A 24,316-nucleotide genomic window follows, 5' to 3' on the forward strand; every position below is an offset into this window, starting at 1 on the left:
TTATAGGGCTTTATGTAATAAAATAACGACCGCTCGCATTCTGTTCGAACCATTGGAGTCGTCTATGTCAGTCATTAACCGGATCCCTGCCGTTGAAACCAGCGGTGCTGCCGACAGTACCGGGGGCACTCACCGGATCCCTGCCGTCACCACAAGCGACGCCAGCAGTACCGACGTTATTGGCCGGATCCACTCCGTTGAGACCTGCGGCACGGTCGACGGCCCTGGCATCCGCTTCATCGTCTTCATGCAAGGCTGCCTGATGCGCTGCAAGTATTGCCATAACCGGGATACCTGGGACACCCAGGGAGGCCGTGAGGTGACAGTGCCCGAGCTGATGAAGGATCTCACCAGTTATCGCCACTTCATGAATGCCTCCGGCGGCGGCGTCACCGCCTCCGGCGGGGAAGCCATGCTGCAGCAGGAGTTCATCGCCGAGCTGTTCAGCGCCTGCAAGGCTCAAGGGATCCACACCTGCCTCGATACCAATGGCTTCGTGCGTCACTACGACGAGCTGCTCGATCGGGTGCTCGACAACACGGATCTGGTGCTGCTCGACATCAAGCAGATCAACGACGCCAAGCACATTCCCCTCACCCACGTCAGCAACAAGTACACCCTGGAGTTCGCCCGCTACCTGGCAGCCAGGGGTCAGACCATGTGGATCCGCTACGTGGTGGTGCCCACCTGGTCCGATGATGACGAGAGTGCCGAGGGCCTTGGCCAGTTCATCGCCGAGCTCGGGGAGTGCGTCGAGAAGGTGGAGCTGCTGCCCTATCATGAACTCGGCAAACACAAGTGGGATGTGCTGGGCGATCATTATGATCTCACCGGGATCAAGCCTCCCAGCAAGGAGACCATGGACAGGGTCCAGGCCATCCTCGGCAAGTACCACCCCAACGTCAAATACTGAACATCGGGGCCGATCGGGAGACGATCGGCCCTTTTATTTGAGGCCTTCGCCTCCCTCGCCTTCATCAACTGACAGGGATATGCCATGAGTGAAGGACAAGCCGCCGCCCTGGTGCTCTGGCTGGTACTGCTCGCCTTCAGCCTGAACGGCTCTCTGCTGCGCGCCCTGTATGCCAACCCCCTCTACCAGCACCTCTGTCTCGGGGGGGCCATCGCACTGGTGCCTCTGTGGTATTTGCGAGCAGGATTGCATGAGGGGTTGGAGATCCATTTTCTCGGCCTCACCAGCCTGACTCTGCTACTGGGCTGGCGCCTCGCTCTGTTGGCCCCCTGTCTGACCCTGCTGATCCTCGGCTACTTTGGCGTCACCAGTCTGGCAGACTTCGGCTGGCAGGCCCTCATCGGCATAGGTCTGCCGGTCGCCACCAGCTGGCTGCTGTTTCTGGGGAGCTGGGCCTGGTTGCCCCGCCACCTGTTCGTGTACCTGTTCGTGGCCGCCTTTCTCGGTGGGGCGCTCAGCATTTCGGTCAAGATCCTCGCCAGCGCCCTGTTGATGGGATTGGATGGGCGCTACAGCTGGCAGACCATCACCAGCGATTACCTCTCCATCTGGCCGCTGCTGCTCTTCCCTGAGGCCCTGCTCAACGGCATGGCCATGACGTTGCTCGCCGTCTATCGCCCCCACTGGGTCAACACCTTCTTCGACCGGGAATACCTGGGGCGCTGAGCTCATGAGGATAAAAATAAAAAAGCCCGCGACTGCGGGCTTTTTTGTCTCTGGCGTTTGTATCCGGTTACACGCTGCGGGGGCGCAGGTGGGCGTGCCAGCGCGCTTCCCACTTCTTGAACAACCAGACGATGACGAAGGTCAGCATCAGGTAGAGCAGGCCTGCGGTCAGGAACGCCTCGAACGGGCTGTAGTAACGGGAGTTGATGATCCGCGCCGCGCCGGTCAAGTCGACTATGGTGATGATCCCCGCCACCGCCGAGCCCTGCAGCATGAAGATCACCTCGTTGCTGTAGGCGGGCAACGCACGGCGAAACGAGTTCGGCAAGATGATCCGGGTGAGGGTCTGCCAGCGGGTCATGCCGAAGGCGTTCGCAGCCTCTATCTGCCCCTTGGGCATGTTCATCACGGCGCCGCGTACGATCTCGGCGGTGTAGGCACCGGTATTCAAGGTGAACGCCAGCAGGGCGCAGAACCAGGCCTCGGCGAACAGATCCCAAGCTGCGCTGTTCTTGAGCCATTCCCACTGGGCGGCGCCGTAGTAGATGATAAAGAGCTGCACCAGGAGCGGGGTGCCGCGAAAGAAGTAGATATAGGCCCAGATTGGCCCCTTGATCAGCCAGTTGCGGCTGTTGCGCAAGATGCCAAGCGGCACCGCCAGCGCCAGGCCGAGGGCAAGGGAGGCTGCCACCAGCAGTATGGTGGTGTAGAGACCCTGCCAGTAGGTGGGCCACTCTTTGAGAATGATTGAGAAATCCATGGCTTACCTCGCCTTCATGACAGTGTGACGGGCTGCGTCCTGGCCGCAAGCAGGTGAATACAGTGATGGCAACATCATGATTTACCTCGTCTTGATGGCGTAATGACGCTCGGCCCACTTGAGCGCCGAGGTGGAGACCGCGGTGAAGACCAGGAAGATCAGCGCCACCGCCATGTAGAAGGTGAACGGCTGCTGGGTTGAACCCGCCGCCAGGGATGCCTTGCGCACCATGTCATCGAGTCCGATGATGGAGACTAGGGCCGTGGTCTTGAGCAGTACCAGCCAGTTGTTGCCAAAGCCCGGCAGGGCGTGGCGCATCATCTGGGGGAACAGGATCCGCACAAACACCTGAGTGGCTCGCATGCCGAAGGCGCGCGCCGCTTCCAGCTCACCCTTATCCACCGCCAGGATGGCGCCGCGGAAGGTTTCGGTCATGTAGGCACCGAAGATGAAGCCTATGGTGGCGATCCCGGCCGCGAACGGGCTGATGTCGATGTAATCCGGCAGCAATGAGACCCACTCCTGGTTCGGATTGCTCGCCAGCAGGTAGTTGTTGTAGCTCTCGTTGACCCAGGTACAGAGGTTGTTGATGAGCACCTGGCCGCCGAAGAACAGCAGCATCATCAGCACCAGATCCGGGATGCCGCGAATGACTGTGGTGTAGGCCGTCGCTATGCCACGGGCCCACTTGTAGGGGGAGAGTTTGGCCAGCGCCCCCAGCATGCCGAGCAACAGGGCCAGCAGCAGGGAGGCGAGCGCCACCTCCAGGGTGACCCAGGCCCCCTCCAGCAAGGAGGTTTCGTATCCTTTCAAATCAAACATATGCAGCTCCATTGCCATTGAATGGGTCCGTCTCTTCCAAGGAAGAGGCCCCATATTGTTTCAAATCAACCACATGCAGCTCCATTGCAATTAAGCGGGCCCGTAAACTCCCTCTGGGAGATGACGGGCCCGATGACGACTGACGGGATCAATCTGCCGCGTTTACTCGCCGTATACGTCGAAGTCGAAGTACTTGTCGTTGATCGCCTTGTACTTGCCGTTCGCGCGCAGGGCCAGGATGGCGGCGTTGAATTTCTCTTTCAGATCCTTGTCAGCCTTGCGCACCGCGATGCCGGCACCCTCGCCAAACCACTTGGGATCGGTCAGTTTCGGGCCGACGAACTCGAACGCATCGCCACCCTCTTTCTTGAGCAGACCATCGCTGATGGCGGCGGAGTCAGCCATCACGTAGTCAACACGGCCGGATTTCAAGTCGAGATAGGCCTCGTCGGCGGTGCCGTAGCGCTTGATGGTGGCGTTCGGGAAGTTGTCAGTGATGTAGGTGTCCATGGAAGTGGCGCGCTGCACGGCGATGGTCTTGCCATCCATGAAGGCCTTCTCGAGTTTCACCTCGGTGCCCTTCTTGGCGGCGAAGCGAGCCGGGATGTGTTGGTACTTCTGGGTGAAGTCCACCTTCTTCTTGCGCTCTTCTGTGATGTCCATGGTGGCGATGATGGCGTCATACTTGCGTGACAGCAGCGCCGGTATGATGCCGTCCCAGTCTTGCTTGATCAGGGTACACTTCACCTTCATCTCTTCGCACAGAGCATTGGCGATGTCGATGTCAAAGCCTTTCACCTCGCCACTCGGCTCGGTCCAGGAGAAGGGGGGATAGGCACCCTCAACCCCGATACGTACCTCTTTCCACTCCTTGGCCATCAGGCTGCCGGAAGACAGGGCGGTCACAATGGCGGTCGCCAGCATCAGCTTGTTCATGTATCTCTCCTTGATAAACACGTCGATCGTTGAAAATTGAGTCCGCCCATCAATAGATGGAGGAGATGAATTGTTTGAATCGCTCCGACTTGGGATGGGCAAAGATCTCCTTGGGATTGCCCTCCTCCTCCACCCGCCCCTGATGCAGGAACATCACCTTGTTCGACACATCCCGGGCAAATGACATCTCGTGGGTCACCACCAGCATGGTGCGCCCCTCTTCGGCCAGCTCGCGCATCAGGCCGAGCACCTCCCCCACCAGCTCGGGATCGAGAGCTGAGGTCGGTTCATCGAACAACATCACATCGGGCTCCACCGCCAGGGCGCGGGCAATGGCCGCACGCTGCTGCTGGCCACCGGAGAGGTGACCAGGATAGTAGTCGCGGCGCTCCCACAGACCGACCCGGTTGAGCAGATGCTCCGCCTTGGCGATGGCTTCGGCGCGGGGCACCTTCAGCACCTGGATCGGCACCTCTATGATGTTCTGCATGATGGTCATGTGAGACCATAAGTTGAAGCTTTGAAACACCATGGCCAACCGACTGCGAATGCGCTCCACCTGACGAATGTCTTCAGGCTGGCGCTCGCCGGCCCGATTCGATTTCATGCGGATGATTTCGCCATGGAGGGAAACCGTGCCAGAAGAGGGTGTTTCCAACAGATTGATACAGCGTAGAAAGGTCGACTTCCCCGAGCCGGAGGAGCCGATCAGGGAGATGACATCCCCCTTGTGGGCCGTCATATCGATGCCCTTGAGCACTTCGTGGGTGCCAAAATACTTGTGCAGATCACGAACTTCCAGTGCGGCAACGTCGCTCATCCATTACAACCTTGTCTGTCCCTAGACGCCGCTGGGGCGTGATTCCACCATCGCTCCATTAACAAAATGTTAACCGATGGCAACCTTCAGCGAAAATATCACTCAGGTAGTCAAAAAACAATACAGAACCGAGGTATTTAGTGTTTTATCTGTATTTTTATTGGTCTATTTGGTATTTTTCAGCACTTTGTCTGCATAAAACTCGGTTTCCACCCTGTCGGCGATACCGCATTTTTATACCCAGAGCGCACTGGTAGCAAGACAATTCCATTATCCACGCAAGAAGTCGGCCGGAACAACTTTATTCACCGCTTTGTACAAGGGCAGAAGACCGTTTTTTTGGCGATGAAGTTGATTTTACTGATGATGATCACCCCATCTCCCACAAACCTTGAGCCCGGACGCCACCGATAAATCATAACAATATGATAAAAAAGCTCCGCCTGAGCCAGATAAGTGCATGGATATGTGACGCTTGTGTAATAAGTCGTGATAAGGTGCCGTTTCTTCCAGTTTTGTGATCGAGGCCCCAATGTTGCTGAATGTGTTGCTGATCCTGCTGCCGCTGGTGATCGGCTATCTTGTCCCCCTCTCCAACCAAAGACTCATCAGGCTGGTCAACCAGTCTCTGGGCAAGATGGTCTACCTCATCTTGTTCCTGATGGGGCTGGGGCTGGCCTATGTGGAGAACCTCGGCAGCAACCTGGCGGTGATCTTCGAGGTGGCGGCCATCATGCTCGGCGCCATCACCCTCTGCAACCTGCTGGCGCTCTGGTGGCTGGACAAGCGCAGCCCCCCTACTCACGAGGCCATCGATACCAAACAGCCAAACAAGCTGCACATGTTGTGGGAATCCCTGCGACTCTGCTTCGTGGTGCTGGCCGGGGTGGGACTGGGGCTGTTGGTCGATCTGCGCGTCCTGCCCATCGACAAGTTGAGTGAGTGGGCGCTGATGCTGCTGTTGCTGCTCATCGGCATCCAGATGCGCAACTCCGGCATGCGGCTTCGCCAGATCCTGCTCAACCCCTGGGGCATGAAGATAGCCCTCACCGTCATAGTGAGCAGCTGGCTCGGCAGCATGCTGGCGGCCCAGTGGCTCGGGATGCCCTGGAATCATGCCCTGGCGCTCGCCTCCAGTTTCGGCTGGTATTCCCTCTCCGGCATCCTGGTGGCCGACAAGCTGGGCCCTGTCTTGGGCTCCGCCGCCTTTATCAACGATCTGGGCCGCGAGCTTATCGCCATCATGATCATTCCGGTGCTGATGCGCCGCCACCCCTCCGCCGCCATCGGCTACGGCGGCGCCACCGCATTGGATTTCACCCTGCCGGTTATCCAGAAATCCGGTGGCATCCAGGTGGTGCCGGTGGCCATCGTCTCCGGCTTCATACTGAGCCTGCTCGGCCCCATCCTGATCCTGGGCTTCCTGGCCATCTAAACGCCAGCTGCTCCAACCAAGAAGCCCGACCTTGAGGTCGGGCTTCTTGGTTTCGGGAGGTCATGGCCTCTGCGCCAACTGACCATTCTCTGCCACTGCTGGCCTCAAACCCGCCACTGACCGCCGCTCATCACCCGCGTTATAGCGAGGGTATCGGGATCGACCAGCAGCAGATCCGCATCCTGACCCACCCCTATGCTTCCCTTGCCAGCTAGGCCAAGTGCCCGGGCCGGATTGGAGGTCACTACCGACAGCGCAGTCTCCAGCGCCACCCCCTTGGCACAAGCCTGAATCAGCTCCTGCCACAGGCTCCCAATCTGGCCACAGCGCATCTCGATCAACCGCCCCTCGCCATCGAAGCGCGGCAGGCTGGCGTTGGCATCCGAGCTGAAACTGATGCGATCGGCCGACACGCCTGCGGCCAGCAGCTCCACCAGCGCATCGGCGGCGAGGCGCTCCCCATCGTCCAGCAGCTCGGGGAAGCTGGATGCGGTGAGATCGACCCAGCCCCCCGCCTTGCCCCAATAGATGGCCTCGGCAAACAGCCAGGGGTTGCGGTTGCAGTGGGTGGGATAGAGCTGACGCAACGGGATATCGGTCTCATCGCGCAGGGCCCGCAGCGGCGCCAACGCCCCACGGCCATCCCCCAGATGGAAGAAGCTGACCCCGCTCTTGCCCGAGAGCAGGCCCGCCACTCGCGCCTCGCTCGCGAGCCGCGCCAGCTCGTGGTGAGTAGGCGCGCTGGATCTGTGATCGCTGATGGCGACCTCCCCCACCCCCAGCACCTCGGGGATCAGCATGATGTCCGACTCCACCGAGCCGGTGAGAGTCTTGACCGGCAGGTGATAGGAGCCGGTATACATGAAGGCGCTCACCCCGGCGGCGCGAAATTCGCGCACCTTGCCGAGCACCTGGGCCGGACTGCGGGTCAGGCTGTCGGTGCCGAGCGCAGCCACCAAGGTAGTGACGCCCGCCCGCAGGGCCTCTTCGGCGGCAAGCTCTGGAGTGCGAAAGCCAAAGCCCCCCTCCCCGCCACCACCCGTGATGTGGGCGAGCGGGTCCACCAGCCCGGGCACCAGATAGCAACCGCGACCATCCACCCGGGCGAGCGGCCCGTTGGCGGGCACATCCAGCCCCTTGCCTATCCAGGCGATGCGGCCATCGGCCACCAGCAGATCCTGCTGGCCGAGCGGGACCGGGCTGAAGATCTCGGCCCCCTCGATCAATGTCAACATGGGTATCTCCTTGTTGCATGAATAAAGAGGGAGCAAGCTCCCTCCCTCTGTTGCCTGTCAACCACCATAGATATCGTACTTGAAGTACTTCTGGTTGATCTCCTGGTACTTGCCATTGGCGCGCAGGACCTTGATAGCCTCGTCCAGCTTGGCCTTGAGATCCTGATCCCCCTTGCGCACCGCGATCCCCATGCCTTCGCCAAACCACTGGCGATCGGTCAGCGCGGGCCCCACATAATCGTACTTGTCCCCGCCCGCCTTGCTGAGCAGCCCCTGATCGATGGCCGATGCATCCGCCAGCAAGGCCTGCACCCGGCCAGCTTTCAGATCGAGATAAGCCTCATCGGCACTGCCGTAGCGCACTATGGTGACCTCGGAGCCAAAGTTGTCGGTGAGGTACTTGTCGTGGGTGGTTGCGCGCTGCACGCCGATCCGCTTGCCGGCCATCCCTTCTGGGGTCAGCTCCAGTGTGGTGCCCTTGGCCGCCACGAAGCGGTTGGGGATCCGGGCATACTTCTCGGTGAAATCGACCTTCTTGCGCCGCTCATCGGTGATCGACATGGCGGCGATGATCCCGTCGTATTTGCGGGACAGCAAGGCCGGGATCATGCCATCCCAATCCTGGGCCACCAGCTCGCACTTGACCGCCATCTGCTGGCACAGGGCATGGGCCAGATCCACGTCAAAGCCCTTGATCTCCCCGGACGCATCGGTCCAGGAGAAGGGGGGATAGGCCCCCTCCACCCCGAAGCGCACGGTTTTCCACTCCTTGGCCATGACGGGGGTGGCCAGCAGGCTGGCGATAAACAGGGCAGAGAGGGTCAGCTTGGTTTTCATCATGAGTACTCCATTACATAACAAGCGCACAGGCGCGGACAAGGCATCGCAGGGATAAGCCTGCGATGACCAAAAACGGCAACATACGGATGAGCGAGATCACGCCGCCATGGGCGTCAAGGATTGGCGGGCATCAATGACCGGCTCCTGGGCGTCGATCTATTCGTCGAACCACTCGGAGAGGTAGAAGGGCTTGAAGTAGAAGGCCAGGAAGAAGCCCCTGGCGTTGCGCATCATGGTAGTTTGTCGCGTCCTGTGACAATGATGGAGCTCACCTTAGCACGCCCCGAATTTGCCCGGCAAGGGGCCATTGCAGGGGAGTCCCCCGCCGCCTCGCCATGGTCAAGCGTCTTCGGATCCGTTAGGCTCAGAGCACTTCTCATCGCACCATCACGAGTGGCAGCCCATGAATTTTCTGGCCCACCTGCATCTGGCCGCCCACACCCAGAGCTCCCTCACCGGCAACCTGCTGGGGGACTTCGTCAAGGGCCCCTTGCCCAGCCACCTCGGGCCCGTCTTCGACGAGGGGATCTGGCTGCACCGCAAGATAGATGCCTTCACCGATGCCCACCCGGAGCACAGGGCCGCGGTCGCCCGCTTCGAGCCGCCCTGGCGCCGCTTCGGCGGCATCCTGGTGGACATGCTCTATGACCACTGGCTCTGCCAACACTGGTCCCGCTACGCCAGCCTCCCCCAGCCCGATTTCCTGCGCCAGAGCTATGACCGCTTGCTGGCCGACGATGCCCTGCTGGCAGAAGGTCTGCCCCTGCCGCTCAAACGAATGGCAGAGCAGGACTGGATTGCCTCCTATCACCAGAGGGACGGGCTGGCTCAGGCCCTCAACGGCATAGGCCGCCGGCTGCGCCGCCCCCTGCCCCTTGGCGCCGCGCTCGCCACCCTGGATGCAGATCAGTGGCAAGCTAGCGAGCAGGGCTTTCTGCGCTTCTACCCCGAGCTGATGGCCTTTAGCGAGCGGCAGCTGGCGGCCTACCGACGCGACCCAGGCCTCTGAGCGCTTCCTGAATCACAAGCCACCAGCGATATGGTAAAGAGGAGCGGTCGCGGCCCCATCACGGGTTGATACCGCCTTTCATCCATTCGCCAGAATGGGTTCAGCCATGTACCCCTGCACAGCGGATCCTCAGCTCAAGCGCGGCCATGTGCAGCCATCCCCCGGCGCCTTGATCACGTAACCGGAATCGCCAAAAGGTTCCCGTCTCAATAAATTTTAAAAAAATGAGATTTTTGCTCCCCTTAATTATCCATTAAGAATGGAAATCTACCTTTTTGATAAAGATATAAGGAGAGCCTGTATGCCAATCATATAATATCGATTTCCACTCACTTTTTTTACAGCACTATCCACGATGGATAGATATTTCCATCTATGGATGGGGAGATATTGGCATGTTATTTCAGCCAATAAGGCCCCCTTGATTGATGATGGCAATGGGCACTATTTAAATATCCATATTATGAATTTGAATTTCATATTGAATTCAAAGGCCATCTTGTTTGCGTTAATGGGTGAAATATAAATGCCGGAGGTGAAACCATCTTTATATAAACATTCCTGTCATTGCGCCAATGAAATAACAGATGTCATTCACTGTGCCGCGGATCGGCCAGATAGATATCGCGAGGGTGGTCGCTCATGGGAACAGTCAACATACACCCCATGCCCAGCCCGCACGGCCCCACCTGGGAGTAGGCAGTCAAAAGGGAAGCGCATCTTCTGATGCACGGCAGCAAGGCCCACACGCCAACAACGCAAACTGGGGTGGTGCCCCGCCATGTCCGCTTGCTGCCGGATATGCGTCATCAGGATGAGATGACAATCAATTATTAAAAGGACGTTAATATGAAACGGATTTTATTAAGCTCCGCATTCATGCTTGGCTATATCACCTCTGTTCATGCCACCAGTGCGTTCGAAACCTATGGTGATATTGGGCAATTTGCCATTCCGGCGCTTGCTGCCGGCATATCCTGGTATAAAGATGACTATGATGGTCTGAAAGAATTTGGATACGGTGTACTTTCTACCACTGCAACGGTCGAGGTATTGAAATATTCTGTCGACTCGACCCGGCCTAATGGCTCACCCCACAGTTTTCCTTCCGGTCATACAGCACTCGCGTTCAGCGGCGCCAGTTATTTGCAAATGCGATATGGATGGACCTATGGGCTCCCGGCATATATAGCGGCAGGCGCCGTGGGCTGGTCGAGGGTAGCGTCAGACAACCATTATTGGCGAGATGTTATTGCCAGCGCCGTCATTGCGACCGGTTTTAGCTATCTCTTCACCACCCCCTATGAGCAGCCGCTGACGATCCAGCCTGGAGTCATGAACGATGGGGCCTACGGCGTTCTCTTGCATTATCAATATTGAAATATCCAGGCCCACACGAGGGTATGCGGGGCACAGGCTGCCATGCGGCCCCCGGATGCCCGGCGACCCATCCATGGCGCGTGCTGGCTGCCGTTACCCTTTGGCCAGTTTACACGCCATGGACACGCCCCCCGGCTAGGTCGAAGGGAACGCAGCTACTCGGCCTGCTCTTTCTTCTTGCGGATGCTAAGGCCCAGCTCACGACCGCGCAGGCGGGCGTAATAGATGGTGCCGACGAAGGCCAGGGTGGTGAACACCAGCTCCACCACCGCCAGCCAACGCTCCCCCTCGTCCGTGGTGATGAGGGTCAGGGCGTGCAGGAAATAGGGCATCAGCACGAAGTTGCCCCAGGCGTGGGTGTAGGGGTTGCCCTGCACTATGCCCTTTAAGGGGAACAGCAGGGGCACGGTCCAGATCACCGGCAGCAGCCAGGGATTGAGATCCGGGTGGGGGGAGAGCCACAGATGCCACGAGATGACCCAGGCCAGCAGGCCGAAGAAGCCGACCAGGGTCAGCAGACGGGCGAAGCGGGTGCTCACTTGAGGATCTCCAGCACCTGCTCGGGCGGGCGGCCGATGCGGGCCTGGCCGTTTTTGATGACGATGGGGCGCTCGATCAGCTTGGGATGCTGGTGCATGGCGGCGATCAGGGCATCGCCTTCTTGTTCGGCCAGGCCCAGCTCCTTGTAGAGATCTTCCTTGGTACGCATCAGCTGGCGCGGATCGCTGAAACCGAGCTGGGTCAGCAGGGTGCGGATCTGCGCCTCGCTCGGGGCCTGTTCCAGATAGAGCACCACCTCGGGAGCGATCCCGTTCTGTTCCAGCAGGGCCAGGGTTTCACGGCTCTTGGAGCAACGCGGATTGTGGTAGATTTGGGTCTCGCTCATGGTAACTCCCTGATTTAGCAAGATGGGACAAGAAACCGCGCTATTGTAGGGGAAACGGATGCGCAGGGTAAGCAGGAGGGGACTGGAAATGAAACGAATTTGTTGGCTGATTGTGGCCACCCTGCTGGGGGCGTGTTCACCGGCCCCCAGTTTTACCGATGCCAGGGGCCAGTCGGTCAGCCTGAGTGACTTTGCCGGCAAGCCGCTGCTGGTCAACTACTTCGCCCCCTGGTGCGCCCCCTGCCTGCGGGAAATGCCGCTGCTGGCGGCGCTGCACCAAGAAGGCCAGATTGGGGTGCTTGCCATCAACTATGATCCCGCCTCCCCGACCGAGCTCGCCGCCCTGGCGCGCCAGCATCAGATTGCCGTGCCCCTGATGATCCCCGTCGATGAACGCCGACTCCCCTTCCCCAGGCCGACCGTGCTGCCCACCAGCTACCTGCTCGATGGCCACGGCAAGTTGCAGGAGACCCTGGTAGGAGAACTCGACCCCCAGAAACTGGCCAGTATCAAGGCCCGACTATTGAAGCCTGAGTAGCATATACAGCTATCAAGGCATCATTTAACACAACAACATACCGTGAAATGTAACGAAAACAGCATATAAAACTGCCACAAATAAGACGGGATGCCTCTCGGCATCCCGTCTCGTCTCATCATGGCTCGATGCGTCAACCCTTCAGGCTATCGAGATCCTTCTTGGCACGCTCCAGCTGGGTGATGCGCGCCTCGATGCGGGCCAGGGTCAGCTTGTCGCTGGTAGTGCCCCGGGCCACCACCAGTTCGTCGATGGCCGCCTGATAATCACCGCGCAGGGAAAGGGTCTCCGCCCGCGCCATGTGCAGGTCCGTCATCCGGCCCGACTTGCGATAGGCATCGGACAGCAGGCTCCAGGCCAGGCTGTTCTCCTCGTGCTCGCGGGCATAAGGGTCCAGGATGGCGATGGATTTCTTGTAATTCCCTCCCTCCAGATAGGCGTTGCCGAGGTTGACCACCACCACCTCGTTGTCCGGCATGCGGGTGCGAAAGCGCTCCAGCCGGGCGATGGCCTGGGCGTTGCGGCCCTTGGCGAGATCGATGTCGGTCATGCCGTCGAGCATGAACAGGTCTTCCGGGTGGCGCGCCGTCAGCTCCTGCATCAGCTTATCCGCCTCATCGGTGCGCTTGAGCTGCAGCAGGGCCAGCGCCTTGCCATAGATAGCCGCATCTTTCAGGGGGTAATCCCCCTTCTGCAGGCGGTTGTCAAAGTAGCTCAGCAGCGCCTGCGGGCTCTCGGTGCCATAACGCACCTGGATGCGCACCTTGGCGAGCCAGAAATCGAGGCTGGGAGGCAGGGTTCGCTGGCCATAGCTGCTGGCACGGGCGCGGGCCTCGCTGATCCGGGTCTCCGGCAGGGGGTGAGTGAGCAGCATCTCCGGCGGCTTGCTGGCATAGCGATACTCGGCCGCCAGTTTCTGGAAGAAGTTCGCCATCCCCATGGGATCGAAGCCGGCGTCGTACAGCGTCTTCATGCCGATCCGGTCCGCTTCGTATTCGTTGTCCCGGGTGTAGTTGATGGCCGACTGCATGGACAAGCCCAGCGTGGTCTGCAGGGCGGCGATACCGGCGGTGGGGTTGATTACCGCCAGCGCAATGGAGCCCACCAGCCCGGCCAAGGTCATGGCGGAGCTGCTGGCCTGCGCCTCCATATAGCGGGCGATGTGGCGCTGGGTCACGTGGGTGATTTCGTGGGCCAGTACCGAGGCGAGCTCGCTCTCGCTGTCGGCGTAGAGGAACAGGCCTGTGTGCACCTTGACCCGGCCGCCCAGGAAGGCGGCCGCGTTGATGCTGGAGTCATTGATGAGGAAGAAGGTGAACGGGAAGCGCACCCCGTCGGCGTTGGTGAGCAGTCGCTGACCCAGATCGTCTATGTATTCGCTGAGCACGGGATCGTCGATGATGGGCAAACCGGCCCGGGCGAAGCGCATGAAGGCGTTACCGTAGCGCACTTCCTGCTCGATGGGCAGGGCCGCGACCCCGGCGGTGCCGATGTCGGGCAGCTGGTTGTTCGCCTGGGCATGAAAGGTCGCGCTCATCAGGGAAACCAGCAGGGGAAGCGATGCCATCAAGGGGGAAAATCGGGCCACAGTATTTCTATCTCCATCAGAAAGTGCTCGGGCAGAATACCCTTGCCCATCAAGGCCTACAAGCGTTGTTTCACAACGCCATCACGGCCATAATGACGGCCATCACGCACCATGGAGCCCTTCCTTGTATGGAACCCCAATGGGAACAGCTCGACCTGACCCCCTGGCGCTGTCCCGAGCCCCTGATCCGGGTCAAACTCTGGTTGCGCGGTGCCCAGCCGGGTCAATCCCTGCGGATCCTGCTGGCCGACCCGGGTTCCAGGCAGGACATACCGGCCTGGCTGCGCCGTCAGGGCCATCAGGTGCTGTGCCTGCAGGAGTCAGAGACCTGCCTCTCGTTGCAACTCGTCGTTGGGACCTCATCATGATCCCGGTAATCTAAGGAAGCCTCCATGTTAGAAGTCTTGAAGCGCTGGTATCAGACCCGTTTCTCCGATCCCGATGCGGTCACCCTGTTCCTGCTGCTGGTGTTCTGCTTCGCCGTGCTCTGGCTGTTTGGGGACATATTGGCGCCACTCCTTGTCGCGCTGGTGATGGCCTACCTGCTGGAGTGGCCGGTGAGCCGGCTGCAACGGGCCGGGCTCTCGCGCACCCTCTCCACCAGCCTGGTGGTCATGCTGTTTATCGCCGTGACCGTGATGGCCTTTCTGGGTCTCATTCCGACCCTGGTGAGCCAGGGCATCAACCTGGCCAAAGAGGCGCCCTCCATGCTGACCCATGCCCAGGACTATGTGCGCACCCTGCCGGAGAAGTACCCCGAGATCATCGACGTCAGCCTGGTCGAGACCATCATAGACAACATCCGTCAGCGCATCCTGGCGGGGGGCGAGCAGTTGGTGAGTGCTTCCCTGAGCTCTCTGGTCAACGTGGTCGCCATCCTGGTCTACGCCATCCTGGTGCCCCTGATGGTGTTCTTCATGCTCAAGGACAAGCAGGTGCTGATGGGGGGGCTGCGCCGCTTCCTGCCGCGCAACCGCACCCTGGTGAATCGGGTCTGGGTGGAGATGAACGATCAGATCATCAACTACATCCGCGGCAAGGTAATCGAGATCCTGATCGTCGGGGTGGCGACCTACATCCCCTTCGCCCTGATGGGGCTGCGCTACTCCGTGCTGCTGGCGGTGGCGGTCGGCTTCTCTGTGCTCATTCCCTACATAGGGGCCGTGGCGGTGACAGTACCGGTAACCATGGTGGCCCTGTTCCAGTGGGGACTGACCCCGGACTTCGCCTGGCTGATGGTGGCCTACCTGGTCATTCAGGGGCTGGACGGCAACCTGCTGGTGCCCTTACTGTTCTCGGAGGCGGTCAACCTGCACCCGGTGGCCATCATCATAGCCGTGCTGGTGTTTGGCGGTCTGTGGGGCTTTTGGGGCATCTTCTTCGCCATTCCCCTGGCGACCCTGGTCAAGGCGGTGATCAACGCCTGGCCGAAACGGGAAGAGCTGCCCCGCCCGGCGCCCTGATAAGCTCCCACCCTCTGGTAAAAAGAGAGGCATAGCCTCTCTTTTTTATTTCAGACCTGGGTGACGGCCCGACCTCGCCTCACTCCTGTCACCGCCATCGAGACGCACCGGCCATAAGATGAGTGTCAACAAGATCCCGTTTGGCCCGGATCCGGCGGCCAGACCGTCATCATTATGCTATCGACTTGAATTTAAAATAAAAACAGGCTTCACTGATGGCGTTGTCTGTACTCTCTGCCGCCCGGCTCCTGCCCCGACTCAAAGGATATCTTAATGCCCCGTGCCCTGCGCCACGCGCCTCTTGGCTGTCTGCTGACCCTGCTGCTCGCGGCACCCGCCCGGGCCGAGATCGATCTCGGCTCCCTCGATGTGTTCGCCCAGGACAGCCCGACCAGCCCGGTACCCAAGGGACTGGTGCTGGGGGGCGCTGTCATCGCCGGCAATGCCCGCTATCAGGGCCAGGACGACACCGCCCTGGCCGTACCGGGGTTCGTCTACTTCGGCGAACAGTTCATGTTCCTCGGGGACAGGGCCCGCTACTACTTCCACAAGGATGACAGCTTCGCCGCCTACGCCTATGGCCGGATGCGCTTTGGCAACCTGGATCCCGACGATGCCCCCGAGCTCGCCGGCATGGAGGAGCGCAAATGGGAGCTGGAGGGGGGCGTCGGCGCCAGCCTCATCACCCCTTACGCCCTGCTCAGCACCCGCCTCAGCACGGACGTGACCGGGCGCAGCAACGGCCAGGAGCTGCTGCTGTGGGCTGACTTCCCCATCATTCGCGACAAGCTGCTCATCATGCCCGGCATGGGGATGATGATCCGCAGCAACAAGATGGCGAACTACTACTTCGGCGGCGTCTCGGGCAGCGAAGCCACCACCCTGCGCCCCGAGTGGGACACGGGGACCACCTTCTCCCCCATGGCCGCCCTCATCACCAGCTACCGCTTCAGCCCCCACTGGATCGGCATGTTTGCCGCCAACTACGAGCTCTATGACAACGATGTGGAGAACAGCCCCATAGTTCAGCATCAGGGCGAGCTCTACGCCGGCTTCGGGATTGGCTATATCTGGTAGCACACATAATGCAGACAACAAAAAGGGAGCCGAGGGCTCCCTTTTTGTTGTTCAACGCATGCGCTGTTCGCGACGGTTGGCCATCACAAGGTGGCGAGAAACGCCGCCAGCGCCTGGTTGACGAACGCAGGGTTCTCCAGGGTCGAGATATGACCCGCCGCCGGGATCTCCTTGAAGGGACAGGCCAGCGTCTCGGCCATCAGGTAGCCTTCCAGCACGGGTCGCGCCTTGTCCTCGCAGCCGGTCATCACCAGGCTCGGCATGGTTATCTCTTCCAGCCACTCCATCCGATCCTCTCGGGTCACGAAGCTGCGACCCACCGCCACCAGGCTCGCCACCTTGTCCGCAGGCCAGGCGGCCAGGCTCGCCTTAAAGCCATCCATTAACGCTGCATCCGGCTGATGGGCGAAAAACAGCGGGGCCACCTGCTCTATGATGGGCGCGGGCAGGCTGCCGACCTGCTCGATGGCGGCCAGCATGGCGAGGTAGCGCTCGCAGGGGATCTGGGGCTCCCAGCCGACGAAGGTATCCATCAGCACCAGTCCCTTGAGGCGCGCCGGCGCCATCCTGGCCAACTCGACGCCCCACATGCCGCCGATGGAGAGGCCTACCAGCACGAACTCTTCGACACCGAGGGCATCGAGCAGGGCCAGATGGTCGCGAGCCAGGGTTGCCAGGGTGCAAGCGCCCGCTGGTACTGGGTCGGAATCCCCGTGGCCCCACAGATCCGGCACTATGCAGCGATATTGTCCCTTGAGGGCCTCGATTTGCGGCGCCCACATGGCGCTGTCCCACAGATAGCTGTGACCAAACAACAGGACCGGGCCCTGGCCTTCGTCCAGATAGGCCAGTTGGCGGCCTGCTATCTCCATCAATTGTTTCATGTTTTCTCCTGTTGCCGGCAAAGGGGCGGCAGTGTAGCACGCTCGCCCCGGGCCTCGCCTCCCCCGTCGGGTATGAGTCTGTTCCAATCACTGCCAAGCGCTCGGCGCCAGCTTCGCCCTTGCGGGTACGACCATCACAGCCAGGCCTGCACGCCAGACAACAAAAAGCCGGTCTTTCGACCGGCAAAAAGGCATTGAATATAACGGAAACCGCGGCGCCATCAGGCGCGAATGTATCTGGCCGTGCGCGGGAAGGCTTGCTCCTTGTCGTCAAACAGGTAGCAGGCCTCGGCCGGGATGCCGACGCTGTACTGCTGACCCGTGGCCACATCGATGTCTGAGCTGGCCTTGACGGTGAAGTCGTGACCATCCACGTCCATGTAGACGAAGGACTCGGCCCCCAGGTGCTCTGCCACCTGCACCACACCGCTCACCTTGCTGTCGGCATGGGCGTGGTCGAGCGGCACCAGGTGCTCGGGGCGCACCCCCAGCTCCACCTTGTCACCCACGGCGCCGCGACGGGCATCGACCCGCACCCGCACCTGCTCGCCGGAAGTCAGCTTGACCACGGACTCCCGCTCGCCGATTTCCAGCAACTCGCCGGACAGGAAGTTCATCTTGGGGGAGCCGATGAAGCCCGCCACGAACTTGTTGTCCGGGTTGTGGTAGAGCTCGAGCGGGGTGCCGAACTGTTCCAGGTTGGAGTCGGCGCCCTCCTTGAGGGGGCTCAGCACCACGATGCGGTTGGCCAGGGTCATGGCCTCCACCTGATCGTGGGTCACGTAGATGATGGTGGAGTTAAGCTCCTTGTGCAGCTTGGCGATCTCGATGCGCATCTTGACCCGCAGCGCGGCATCCAGGTTCGACAAGGGTTCGTCAAACAGGAACACCTGAGGCTGCTGGACGATGGAGCGACCGATGGCGACCCGCTGGCGTTGACCACCGGAGAGCGCCTTGGGCTTGCGATCCAGCAGAGGCTCGAGGCCCAGGATCTCGGCGGCGCGCATCACCCGCTTGTGGATGTTCTCCTTGTCCATCTTCTTGAGCTTGAGGCCAAAGGCCATGTTCTCGTAGATGTTCATGTGCGGATAGAGAGCGTAGGACTGGAACACCATGCCGACGTTGCGCTCCACCGGCGGCACGTCGTTCATGTAGCGGCCGCCTATGGTCAGCTTACCGCTGGTGATGTCTTCCAGACCCGCGATCATCCGCAGCAGGGTGGACTTGCCACAACCGGACGGACCGACGAAGACGATGAACTCACCCTCCTTGATGGCCAGGTTGATGTTGCGCAGCGTGTCTTTGTGGACCGCCGGATCGTAGTTTTTGCGAACGTTGTTGAGTACTACTTCAGCCATGACGAGCTCCGCTCTTGAATCTTTGCAAATCGTGATGGCGGGGGGAGATGCCTCCCCCGGCCATGAACATTAACCTTTCACGCCACCGGCAGTGAGACCACCTACCAACCAGCGCTGTGCCAGCAGGAACACCACTGTGATCGGCAGACCAGAGAGCACTGCTGCTGCTGCGAAGTCACCCCACAGATAGTTCTGCGGATAGAGGTATTGCTGGGCACCAACCGCCAGGGTCAGGTTGTTCACATCCTGCAGCAGGATGGAGGCCACGGGCACCTCGGTGATGGAGCCGATGAAGGCCAGGATGAACACCACCGCCAGGATGGGCACCGACAGGGGCAGCAGGATCAGGCGGAATGCCTGCCAGGGAGTCGCGCCGTCGATGGCCGCCGCCTCTTCCAGGGAGGAGTCGATGGTCTCGAAGTAGCCCTTGATGGTCCACACATGCAGGGCGATGCCACCCATGTAGGCCAGGATCAGGCCGCCGTGGGTGTTCAGACCCAGCCAGGGAATGTAGTCACCTATCTTGTTGAACAAGGCATAGATGGCCACCAGTGCCAGCACCGCCGGGAACATCTGGAAGATCAGCATCCCCTGCAAGATGGTCTGCTTGCCACGAAAACGCAGGCGGGCAAACGCATAGGCACAGGTGGTGGAGAGCACAACTATCATCAGGGCGGTGATCCCTGCGATCTTGATGGAGTTCCACAGCCAGGTCAGCACCGGGAACGGCGGTGGCGTTATGCTGCCATCGGCGTTGGTGATGGACATGCCAAGGGCCAGCTTCCAGTGATCCAGGGTCGGATTGGTGGGGATGATCTCCCCCACCGAGAAGTTGCCGTTACGAAACGAGATGGCGATGACCATGATCACCGGGAAGATGATCAGCGCCAGGAAGCCCCACATGACCAGGTGGGTTGCCCACACCCGGTATTTGACTGATTTGGGTTGTACGATAGCCATTTTAGAGCCTCCTTACAGCTTGTCCGCTTTGGACAATTTCAGGTTGAGCAGTGCGAGCGCGCCGACGATCAGGAAGATGGCGGTGGCGATGGCACTGGCCAGACCGTAGTCCTGACCACCCGAGCCCTGGAACGCGATCCGGTAGGTGTAGTTCACCAGCAGATCCGTGGTCCCGGCCGGGGTACTGGCCCCTATGATGTCCGGCGCCCCGTTCGTCAACAACTGGATAAGCACGAAGTTGTTGAAGTTGAAGGCAAAGGATGCGATCAGCAGCGGTGTGAGCGGCTTCATCAACAGCGGTACAGTGATCTTGAAGAAGTTCTGCACCGGACCCGCACCGTCCATGGCGGACGCCTCGTAGAGATCTTCCGGAATCGCCTTGAGCAGGCCCATGCAGAGGATCATCATGTAGGGGTAGCCGAGCCAGGTGTTGACGATGAGGATCATCACCTTGGCCAGGAAGGGGGTGGTGTACCAGTCCGGCTTGATGCCAAACGCCGCTTCCAGGAACAGGTTGATCTCACCGAAGTTCTGGTTGAACAAGCCCTTGAACACCAGGATGGAGATGAACGCCGGTATGGCATAGGGCAGGATCAGCATGACCCGGTAGAAACCACGGCCCTTGAGCTGCTCCCACTGCACCAGGCAGGCCATCACCATGCCGATGGCCAGGGTGAAGGCTACCGAACAGGCGGAGAAGATCACGGTCCAGACGAAGATCTGCATGAAGGGACCCTGGATACCCGGGTCAGTCATGATGCGGGCAAAGTTCTTCCAGCCCACACTCACCACGAAACCGGGGGAGATCCCCTTGCCGACAAACTGGCCGTCCGCGTCTATGTACTGATAGAAACCGGTGTCCGGGTTTGGCAGCATCAGCTCGCCGCTCTGGTTGTCACGCAGCAGGTTGCTGTCCTTGATCATGACCCCGGATTTGAGCACGGCGCCGTCCACCAACTGGGTGTAGAGCGGTTTTTGCGCCGCGAACTTGCGCAGGCTGCTCATGGTTAGATGGACACTGCCGTCCGGCAACACCAGATCTAGAGCATTGAGATGATTGCGATGATCGACGATGGCGCGGATGGGCGCCGCCTGGTCGGTGGCTTCCCCGTTCAGGGGTTGCAGCTGAACGACAACAGGTTCATTCGATGCGCTACCTTCGCGAACGGCCAGGGTACGCGCCTTGTTGTTCTGCAGATGAAGAGGCTGGCTGATGAAGGATTGGTCATCCTGCTGCAACAGCAACTGGTACTGACCCTTGTCCCCACCCAGCAGGGTGAAGTCGAATTCGCCCCCCGCCACCTTGTAGATCTTTTTCAGATGGAAATTGCGCGCCTGCTCGAGAGAGAGCAAGTTGGCACCCGAATAGTTGGTGAAGGCGATGCCGATCGTGTAGGCAAGTGGGAAGATGATGAACACCACCATGCCTGCCACACCGGGGAAGATATAACGATGGGCATAGGTCTTCTTGTTCATGAAGACATACAGACCGACGGAGACCACCACCAGATCCAGCAGAGCAAATACCCACTCACCGCTGGCATACATCATCACGGCCGCATAACCGTTCAGGATGGCTACCAAGGCAGCGATGGTCCACTTAAGCCAGGAGTGCTTACTCTTCGGACCGGCATAGGATTCAATAGAAGGTACTACTTCCATGCCAATTAACCTTTATAACGCCAAGAGAGATTTGAGAGAGTGGGAGGCCCGCAGGCCTCCCGGGTAGTGCGTGCTTACTGAACGATACGCTTGGCAGCGGTATCCAGGGCTTCGTCAACGCTTTGACGGCCAGAGGTGACGTTCTTGAGGGCTGTTTCGAAGGAAGACCAGAAACGGCTCATCTCAGGCACGGACGGCATCGGCTCGCCGTTCTGGGCGTTCTGCATGGTGGCCTTGATGTTCGCATCGGACTCCAGGGTCTTCTGGAAGGTCTTCAGTGCCACGGCGCCCAGCGGTTTGTCGGCGTTTACCGGAGCCAGACCGGCGTCGGTCAGCAGGTAGTTTTCCAGGAACTCGATGGCCAGGTCCTTGTTCGGGCTGGCGGCGTTGATGGTCGCACCCAGCACGCCGACGAAGGCCTTGGCAGGCTTGCCATTCAGGGTCGGCAGCGGCGCTACGCCGTACTTGATGCCGCTCTTGTCCAGGTTGCTCCAGGCCCAGGGACCGTTGATCATCATGGCCACTTCGCCCTTGTTGAACTTGGCATCCATGACACCGTAGTCGATGCCCTTCTCCAGGTGACCAGACTTGATCATCTCGGAGATGTAGCCAACACCGGCCTTGGCACCTGCGTTGTTCACGCCTGTGTCTTTCACATCATAACCGGTGGCGGTTTTCTTGAAGGCGTAGCCACCGTTGGCAGCCACCAGCGGGTAGCTGAAGTAGGGGGTGTCATAGGCCCACATGATGGCGCGCTTGCCATTTTTCTTCAGATCTTCGTCGATCTTGGCGATCTCTTCGAAGGTCTTCGGCGGGTTGGGCAACAGATCCTTGTTGTAAATCAGGCTGACGGCTTCGACGGCAACAGGGTAGCCGTAGGTCTTGCCATCGACTGTCATGGCATCCCAGGCGAACTGTTCGAACTTGGCCTTGGTGGCCGCGTTCGGCGTCACCGGCACCAGCAGACCGGCCTTGACCCACTCACCGTAACGGTCGTGAGCCCAGAAGAAGATGTCCGGACCGTTGCCGGTAGCAGCGGCTTGCTGGAATTTCACCTCAACCTGATCCGGGTGAGCGACGGTGACCTTGATGCCGGTCTCGGCTTCAAACTTCTTGCCTACTTCGGCCAGGCCGTTGTAGCCCTTGTCACCGTTGATCCAGATAGTCAGTTGACCTTCGTCAATCGCAGCAGTGGCTGAGCAAGCCACGCCCAGAGTAGCCAGACCGATCAGGGATGACAGCAATTTCTTTTTCATGAGCCTTTCCTTGTATGAGTTCCGCGCTGTAAGAGCATTGTGTGCAGATGAATATTATCTCAAGCGCTCAATGCCTCACATGACACGCATCGCATTTTTGAAATGCAATTACGTATTTTCTTCCAGAAAGTTCTGAAAACATTTTCTTATTTCCGGAAATAAAGGGGGTTTATTCGCTAATTCTCGGCACCAACGGGAAATTTAATTACCAAATGGTAATAAATTTACACCAATGAAAGGGGTTTCACCTCATTGAAAACCCTTTCACACCCATTATTTTGTTTAATGTGTTAACAAAATACCGAGCCGATTTCGAAGCGCGCCAACCCCTTAAATAAAAAGACACCACAGCGGGCTGTGGTGTCTTTTTGCGGAAAATGAAGCCTGGATCACATTATGACTGGCGCAGCAGCTGATCCTTGAGATTCGGCGGTACCCCGCGGATGGTCAGGGTATCGGTTTGCGGATCGTAAAAGATGCGGCTGTTCAACAGCTTCTGCTCAAAGCTCAGGGTCAGACCGCCACCTGAGCCGACAAACTTGGTCAGGCCGCGCAGGGTGGATCTGTCCGCCGGGAAGCGCTCTTCGAGCTCATATTTCTGGCCGATGAAGCTGTAGAAATCGAGGTCTCCCTCTCCCGCTTCTTTTGCAGAGAGTTCAGCGGAGAGCTCCTTTATCTCAATTTCCTCGCCGGCGCTGGCCTGCTCGGTGCAGTATTTGAAGACCTGCTTCTTGTAGTCATTGCGCTCGGCGGGGTCGAGCTCACGGCTATCGCAGTAATCATCCACCGCCTGCAGCAGGCCTTTATTCTGGATCTTGGCATCCATGCCCTCGCGGGCCCCCAGATAATCCATGAAGAAGTCCCCCAGCTTGCGGCCGACGCGCCCCTTGCTGAAGGTGATATAACGGCGGGATTCCGGCTGGGTTTTCCACTCGGTCAGATCGATGCGGGCCACCAGATTGAGTTTGCCGATATCCAGATACTGGATATGGCGCAGCTCCAGCGCCTCGCTGACGGTGACGCTCTCCTTGCCCTCCAGCAGGGCAATCAACAGATAATCGACGCCGACATAGTTGTACTTGGCAAACAGCAGCACCCCCTGCTCGTCCAGGGCGTGCTCCACCAGATTCTTGACCAGCAGCTGGGTCATGTTCACCGAGAAGGGGACGAATTCGGCCTGCTCGCCGAGCAGCTGTTCGAGGGCGATGCGAAACGCAGGAGACGGCTGCTTGGGGGCTTCTTCGCCGTCGGCCAGTTCGGCCACGGCCGCTTCGGGGTCGGCGAAGAAGCCAAAGCCCTTGCCACCCTTGCCGTTATAGATCCGATGCAGTTCTGCCATCAGCCCTTGCACCGCCTCGTCTGCGGGCAGGGTCTGGCTGCGGGTGTCGGCGTGGGGTTGACCGTCGTTGCCAGGGCGCAGGGAGTGAAGAATGATCTTGTCGATATCGAGACTCATGTCACAAAGCCATAGTGTTAGCCGAAAGGGTGAAGTATTATAAGGCGCTTTGAACCGAGATGAACTGAAGATTATGCCCATCGTATCAAAGTACAATAACGAACAGTTTGACGCCCTGATGAACGACCTGATCACCGCCCTGGAGAAACACAAGGCGCCGGTGGATCTCAGTCTGATGGTGCTTGGCAACCTGACCACCAATATCATCAATGGCATGGCTCCGGCCCAGCGTCAGGCGATCACCGAGAAGTACATTCAGGCTCTCACCGCCTCGGTCGATCATGGGCGCGATGCTCACTGAGTTTCTTCGTA

General features: G+C 59.5%; 25 protein-coding genes. 10 read left to right on the forward strand and 15 right to left on the reverse strand.

The features are described 5' to 3' along the window. Window positions 1–64 precede the first annotated feature (64 nt). Entirely contained in the window at window positions 65–913 is an 849-nt protein-coding gene (gene pflA / locus CUC44_RS08340) for a pyruvate formate lyase 1-activating protein (protein ID WP_100859504.1), read from the forward strand. An 84-nt stretch (window positions 914–997) separates the two neighbouring features. Further along, the gene (locus CUC44_RS08345) at window positions 998–1,639 is read left to right on the forward strand and encodes an energy-coupling factor ABC transporter permease (protein WP_100859505.1); all 642 of its coding nucleotides are present in this window, start codon (window positions 998–1,000) and stop codon (window positions 1,637–1,639) included. 67 nt (window positions 1,640–1,706) lie between these two features. On the opposite strand, the gene CUC44_RS08350 is transcribed toward CUC44_RS08345, so the two are convergent. The 4 genes from CUC44_RS08350 to CUC44_RS08365 all read right to left on the reverse strand — a co-directional run bounded on the left by CUC44_RS08350 (window position 1,707) and on the right by CUC44_RS08365 (window position 4,977). Next, window positions 1,707–2,399 (reverse strand): ABC transporter permease, encoded by a 693-nt coding sequence (locus tag CUC44_RS08350; protein WP_100859506.1) that lies wholly within the window; start codon window positions 2,397–2,399, stop codon window positions 1,707–1,709. 81 nt (window positions 2,400–2,480) lie between these two features. Next, a complete protein-coding gene (locus tag CUC44_RS08355) occupies window positions 2,481–3,221 on the reverse strand; it encodes an ABC transporter permease (RefSeq protein WP_100859507.1) in 741 nt (246 codons plus the stop codon). A gap of 162 nt (window positions 3,222–3,383) precedes the next feature. Beyond that, on the reverse strand, window positions 3,384–4,157 hold the full coding sequence (locus CUC44_RS08360; RefSeq protein ID WP_100859508.1) for an ABC transporter substrate-binding protein: 774 nt from the start codon (window positions 4,155–4,157) through the stop codon (window positions 3,384–3,386). Window positions 4,158–4,206: 49 nt separating this feature from the next. After that, window positions 4,207–4,977 carry an ABC transporter ATP-binding protein gene (locus tag CUC44_RS08365; RefSeq protein ID WP_100859509.1) on the reverse strand — a complete coding sequence of 257 codons (771 nt, stop codon included), beginning with the start codon at window positions 4,975–4,977 and terminating at the stop codon, window positions 4,207–4,209. A gap of 532 nt (window positions 4,978–5,509) precedes the next feature. Here CUC44_RS08365 and CUC44_RS08370 point away from each other — a divergent pair. Continuing rightward, the gene (locus CUC44_RS08370; RefSeq protein WP_100859510.1) at window positions 5,510–6,412 is read left to right on the forward strand and encodes a LysO family transporter; all 903 of its coding nucleotides are present in this window, start codon (window positions 5,510–5,512) and stop codon (window positions 6,410–6,412) included. A 104-nt stretch (window positions 6,413–6,516) separates the two neighbouring features. Here CUC44_RS08370 and iadA read toward each other — a convergent pair whose 3' ends face one another. Together iadA and CUC44_RS08380 are read right to left on the reverse strand one after the other, a co-directional pair. After that, window positions 6,517–7,647, reverse strand: a complete 1,131-nt coding sequence (gene iadA / locus CUC44_RS08375; protein ID WP_100859511.1) for a beta-aspartyl-peptidase — start codon at window positions 7,645–7,647, stop codon at window positions 6,517–6,519. Between the two features lie 57 nt (window positions 7,648–7,704). Further along, the gene (locus CUC44_RS08380) at window positions 7,705–8,487 is read right to left on the reverse strand and encodes an ABC transporter substrate-binding protein (protein ID WP_100859512.1); all 783 of its coding nucleotides are present in this window, start codon (window positions 8,485–8,487) and stop codon (window positions 7,705–7,707) included. 403 nt (window positions 8,488–8,890) lie between these two features. Between CUC44_RS08380 and CUC44_RS08385 the strand changes: the two genes are divergently transcribed. Beyond that, entirely contained in the window at window positions 8,891–9,496 is a 606-nt protein-coding gene (locus CUC44_RS08385; RefSeq protein WP_100859513.1) for an acyl carrier protein phosphodiesterase, read from the forward strand. Window positions 9,497–10,345: 849 nt separating this feature from the next. Beyond that, entirely contained in the window at window positions 10,346–10,876 is a 531-nt protein-coding gene (locus CUC44_RS08390) for a phosphatase PAP2 family protein (RefSeq protein ID WP_100859514.1), read from the forward strand. Between the two features lie 155 nt (window positions 10,877–11,031). Here the strand turns inward: CUC44_RS08390 and CUC44_RS08395 are convergent, their stop codons facing one another. Both CUC44_RS08395 and arsC read right to left on the reverse strand, forming a co-directional pair. Continuing rightward, window positions 11,032–11,415, reverse strand: a complete 384-nt coding sequence (locus CUC44_RS08395; RefSeq protein WP_100859515.1) for a DUF2069 domain-containing protein — start codon at window positions 11,413–11,415, stop codon at window positions 11,032–11,034. Further along, entirely contained in the window at window positions 11,412–11,762 is a 351-nt protein-coding gene (gene arsC / locus CUC44_RS08400; protein ID WP_100859516.1) for an arsenate reductase (glutaredoxin), read from the reverse strand. Before arsC ends, CUC44_RS08395 begins: the two co-directional genes overlap by 4 nt. A 58-nt stretch (window positions 11,763–11,820) precedes the next feature. Between arsC and CUC44_RS08405 the strand changes: the two genes are divergently transcribed. Next, window positions 11,821–12,300: a TlpA family protein disulfide reductase gene (locus CUC44_RS08405; RefSeq protein ID WP_100859517.1), complete on the forward strand. Its 480-nt coding sequence runs from the start codon at window positions 11,821–11,823 to the stop codon at window positions 12,298–12,300. A 133-nt stretch (window positions 12,301–12,433) separates the two neighbouring features. On the opposite strand, the gene bepA is transcribed toward CUC44_RS08405, so the two are convergent. Further along, a complete protein-coding gene (gene bepA / locus CUC44_RS08410; RefSeq protein ID WP_425266300.1) occupies window positions 12,434–13,888 on the reverse strand; it encodes a beta-barrel assembly-enhancing protease in 1,455 nt (484 codons plus the stop codon). A 128-nt stretch (window positions 13,889–14,016) separates the two neighbouring features. Between bepA and CUC44_RS08415 the strand changes: the two genes are divergently transcribed. The 3 genes from CUC44_RS08415 (at window position 14,017) to CUC44_RS08425 (ending at window position 16,428) form a co-directional block, all read left to right on the forward strand. Then, a complete protein-coding gene (locus tag CUC44_RS08415; protein ID WP_100859518.1) occupies window positions 14,017–14,256 on the forward strand; it encodes a sulfurtransferase TusA family protein in 240 nt (79 codons plus the stop codon). A gap of 24 nt (window positions 14,257–14,280) precedes the next feature. Then, a complete protein-coding gene (locus CUC44_RS08420) occupies window positions 14,281–15,351 on the forward strand; it encodes an AI-2E family transporter (RefSeq protein WP_100859519.1) in 1,071 nt (356 codons plus the stop codon). A gap of 273 nt (window positions 15,352–15,624) precedes the next feature. Then, complete coding sequence (locus CUC44_RS08425; protein ID WP_100859520.1) at window positions 15,625–16,428, forward strand: MipA/OmpV family protein; 804 nt, start codon at window positions 15,625–15,627, stop codon at window positions 16,426–16,428. A gap of 83 nt (window positions 16,429–16,511) precedes the next feature. Here CUC44_RS08425 and CUC44_RS08430 read toward each other — a convergent pair whose 3' ends face one another. The 6 genes from CUC44_RS08430 to yejK all read right to left on the reverse strand — a co-directional run bounded on the left by CUC44_RS08430 (window position 16,512) and on the right by yejK (window position 24,004). Beyond that, on the reverse strand, window positions 16,512–17,312 hold the full coding sequence (locus CUC44_RS08430) for an alpha/beta fold hydrolase (protein ID WP_100859521.1): 801 nt from the start codon (window positions 17,310–17,312) through the stop codon (window positions 16,512–16,514). A 221-nt stretch (window positions 17,313–17,533) separates the two neighbouring features. After that, complete coding sequence (locus tag CUC44_RS08435) at window positions 17,534–18,670, reverse strand: ABC transporter ATP-binding protein (RefSeq protein WP_100859522.1); 1,137 nt, start codon at window positions 18,668–18,670, stop codon at window positions 17,534–17,536. Window positions 18,671–18,739: 69 nt separating this feature from the next. Beyond that, a complete protein-coding gene (malG, locus tag CUC44_RS08440; protein WP_100859523.1) occupies window positions 18,740–19,630 on the reverse strand; it encodes a maltose ABC transporter permease MalG in 891 nt (296 codons plus the stop codon). 12 nt (window positions 19,631–19,642) lie between these two features. Continuing rightward, on the reverse strand, window positions 19,643–21,292 hold the full coding sequence (malF, locus tag CUC44_RS08445) for a maltose ABC transporter permease MalF (protein WP_100859524.1): 1,650 nt from the start codon (window positions 21,290–21,292) through the stop codon (window positions 19,643–19,645). 74 nt (window positions 21,293–21,366) lie between these two features. Then, window positions 21,367–22,548 (reverse strand): maltose/maltodextrin ABC transporter substrate-binding protein MalE, encoded by a 1,182-nt coding sequence (malE, locus tag CUC44_RS08450; protein WP_100859525.1) that lies wholly within the window; start codon window positions 22,546–22,548, stop codon window positions 21,367–21,369. 394 nt (window positions 22,549–22,942) lie between these two features. Beyond that, window positions 22,943–24,004, reverse strand: a complete 1,062-nt coding sequence (yejK, locus tag CUC44_RS08455; RefSeq protein WP_167388837.1) for a nucleoid-associated protein YejK — start codon at window positions 24,002–24,004, stop codon at window positions 22,943–22,945. Between the two features lie 73 nt (window positions 24,005–24,077). Between yejK and CUC44_RS08460 the strand changes: the two genes are divergently transcribed. Further along, complete coding sequence (locus CUC44_RS08460) at window positions 24,078–24,305, forward strand: YejL family protein (RefSeq protein WP_100859527.1); 228 nt, start codon at window positions 24,078–24,080, stop codon at window positions 24,303–24,305. The last annotated feature ends 11 nt before the right edge of the window (window positions 24,306–24,316 follow it).

It is taken from the genome of Aeromonas lusitana (assembly GCF_002812985.1).
GTDB lineage: Bacteria > Pseudomonadota > Gammaproteobacteria > Enterobacterales > Aeromonadaceae > Aeromonas > Aeromonas lusitana.

Coding starts and splice junctions, on each gene's coding strand:
- pflA (WP_100859504.1), top strand. CDS start 65: ATGTCAGTCATTAACCGGATCCCTGCCGTTGAAACCAGCGGTGCTGCC.
- CUC44_RS08345 (WP_100859505.1), top strand. CDS start 998: ATGAGTGAAGGACAAGCCGCCGCCCTGGTGCTCTGGCTGGTACTGCTC.
- CUC44_RS08350 (WP_100859506.1), bottom strand. CDS start 2,399: ATGGATTTCTCAATCATTCTCAAAGAGTGGCCCACCTACTGGCAGGGT.
- CUC44_RS08355 (WP_100859507.1), bottom strand. CDS start 3,221: ATGTTTGATTTGAAAGGATACGAAACCTCCTTGCTGGAGGGGGCCTGG.
- CUC44_RS08360 (WP_100859508.1), bottom strand. CDS start 4,157: ATGAACAAGCTGATGCTGGCGACCGCCATTGTGACCGCCCTGTCTTCC.
- CUC44_RS08365 (WP_100859509.1), bottom strand. CDS start 4,977: ATGAGCGACGTTGCCGCACTGGAAGTTCGTGATCTGCACAAGTATTTT.
- CUC44_RS08370 (WP_100859510.1), top strand. CDS start 5,510: ATGTTGCTGAATGTGTTGCTGATCCTGCTGCCGCTGGTGATCGGCTAT.
- iadA (WP_100859511.1), bottom strand. CDS start 7,647: ATGTTGACATTGATCGAGGGGGCCGAGATCTTCAGCCCGGTCCCGCTC.
- CUC44_RS08380 (WP_100859512.1), bottom strand. CDS start 8,487: ATGATGAAAACCAAGCTGACCCTCTCTGCCCTGTTTATCGCCAGCCTG.
- CUC44_RS08385 (WP_100859513.1), top strand. CDS start 8,891: ATGAATTTTCTGGCCCACCTGCATCTGGCCGCCCACACCCAGAGCTCC.
- CUC44_RS08390 (WP_100859514.1), top strand. CDS start 10,346: ATGAAACGGATTTTATTAAGCTCCGCATTCATGCTTGGCTATATCACC.
- arsC (WP_100859516.1), bottom strand. CDS start 11,762: ATGAGCGAGACCCAAATCTACCACAATCCGCGTTGCTCCAAGAGCCGT.
- CUC44_RS08405 (WP_100859517.1), top strand. CDS start 11,821: ATGCGCAGGGTAAGCAGGAGGGGACTGGAAATGAAACGAATTTGTTGG.
- CUC44_RS08415 (WP_100859518.1), top strand. CDS start 14,017: ATGGAACCCCAATGGGAACAGCTCGACCTGACCCCCTGGCGCTGTCCC.
- CUC44_RS08420 (WP_100859519.1), top strand. CDS start 14,281: ATGTTAGAAGTCTTGAAGCGCTGGTATCAGACCCGTTTCTCCGATCCC.
- CUC44_RS08425 (WP_100859520.1), top strand. CDS start 15,625: ATGCCCCGTGCCCTGCGCCACGCGCCTCTTGGCTGTCTGCTGACCCTG.
- CUC44_RS08430 (WP_100859521.1), bottom strand. CDS start 17,312: ATGAAACAATTGATGGAGATAGCAGGCCGCCAACTGGCCTATCTGGAC.
- CUC44_RS08435 (WP_100859522.1), bottom strand. CDS start 18,670: ATGGCTGAAGTAGTACTCAACAACGTTCGCAAAAACTACGATCCGGCG.
- malG (WP_100859523.1), bottom strand. CDS start 19,630: ATGGCTATCGTACAACCCAAATCAGTCAAATACCGGGTGTGGGCAACC.
- malF (WP_100859524.1), bottom strand. CDS start 21,292: ATGGAAGTAGTACCTTCTATTGAATCCTATGCCGGTCCGAAGAGTAAG.
- malE (WP_100859525.1), bottom strand. CDS start 22,548: ATGAAAAAGAAATTGCTGTCATCCCTGATCGGTCTGGCTACTCTGGGC.
- yejK (WP_167388837.1), bottom strand. CDS start 24,004: ATGAGTCTCGATATCGACAAGATCATTCTTCACTCCCTGCGCCCTGGC.
- CUC44_RS08460 (WP_100859527.1), top strand. CDS start 24,078: ATGCCCATCGTATCAAAGTACAATAACGAACAGTTTGACGCCCTGATG.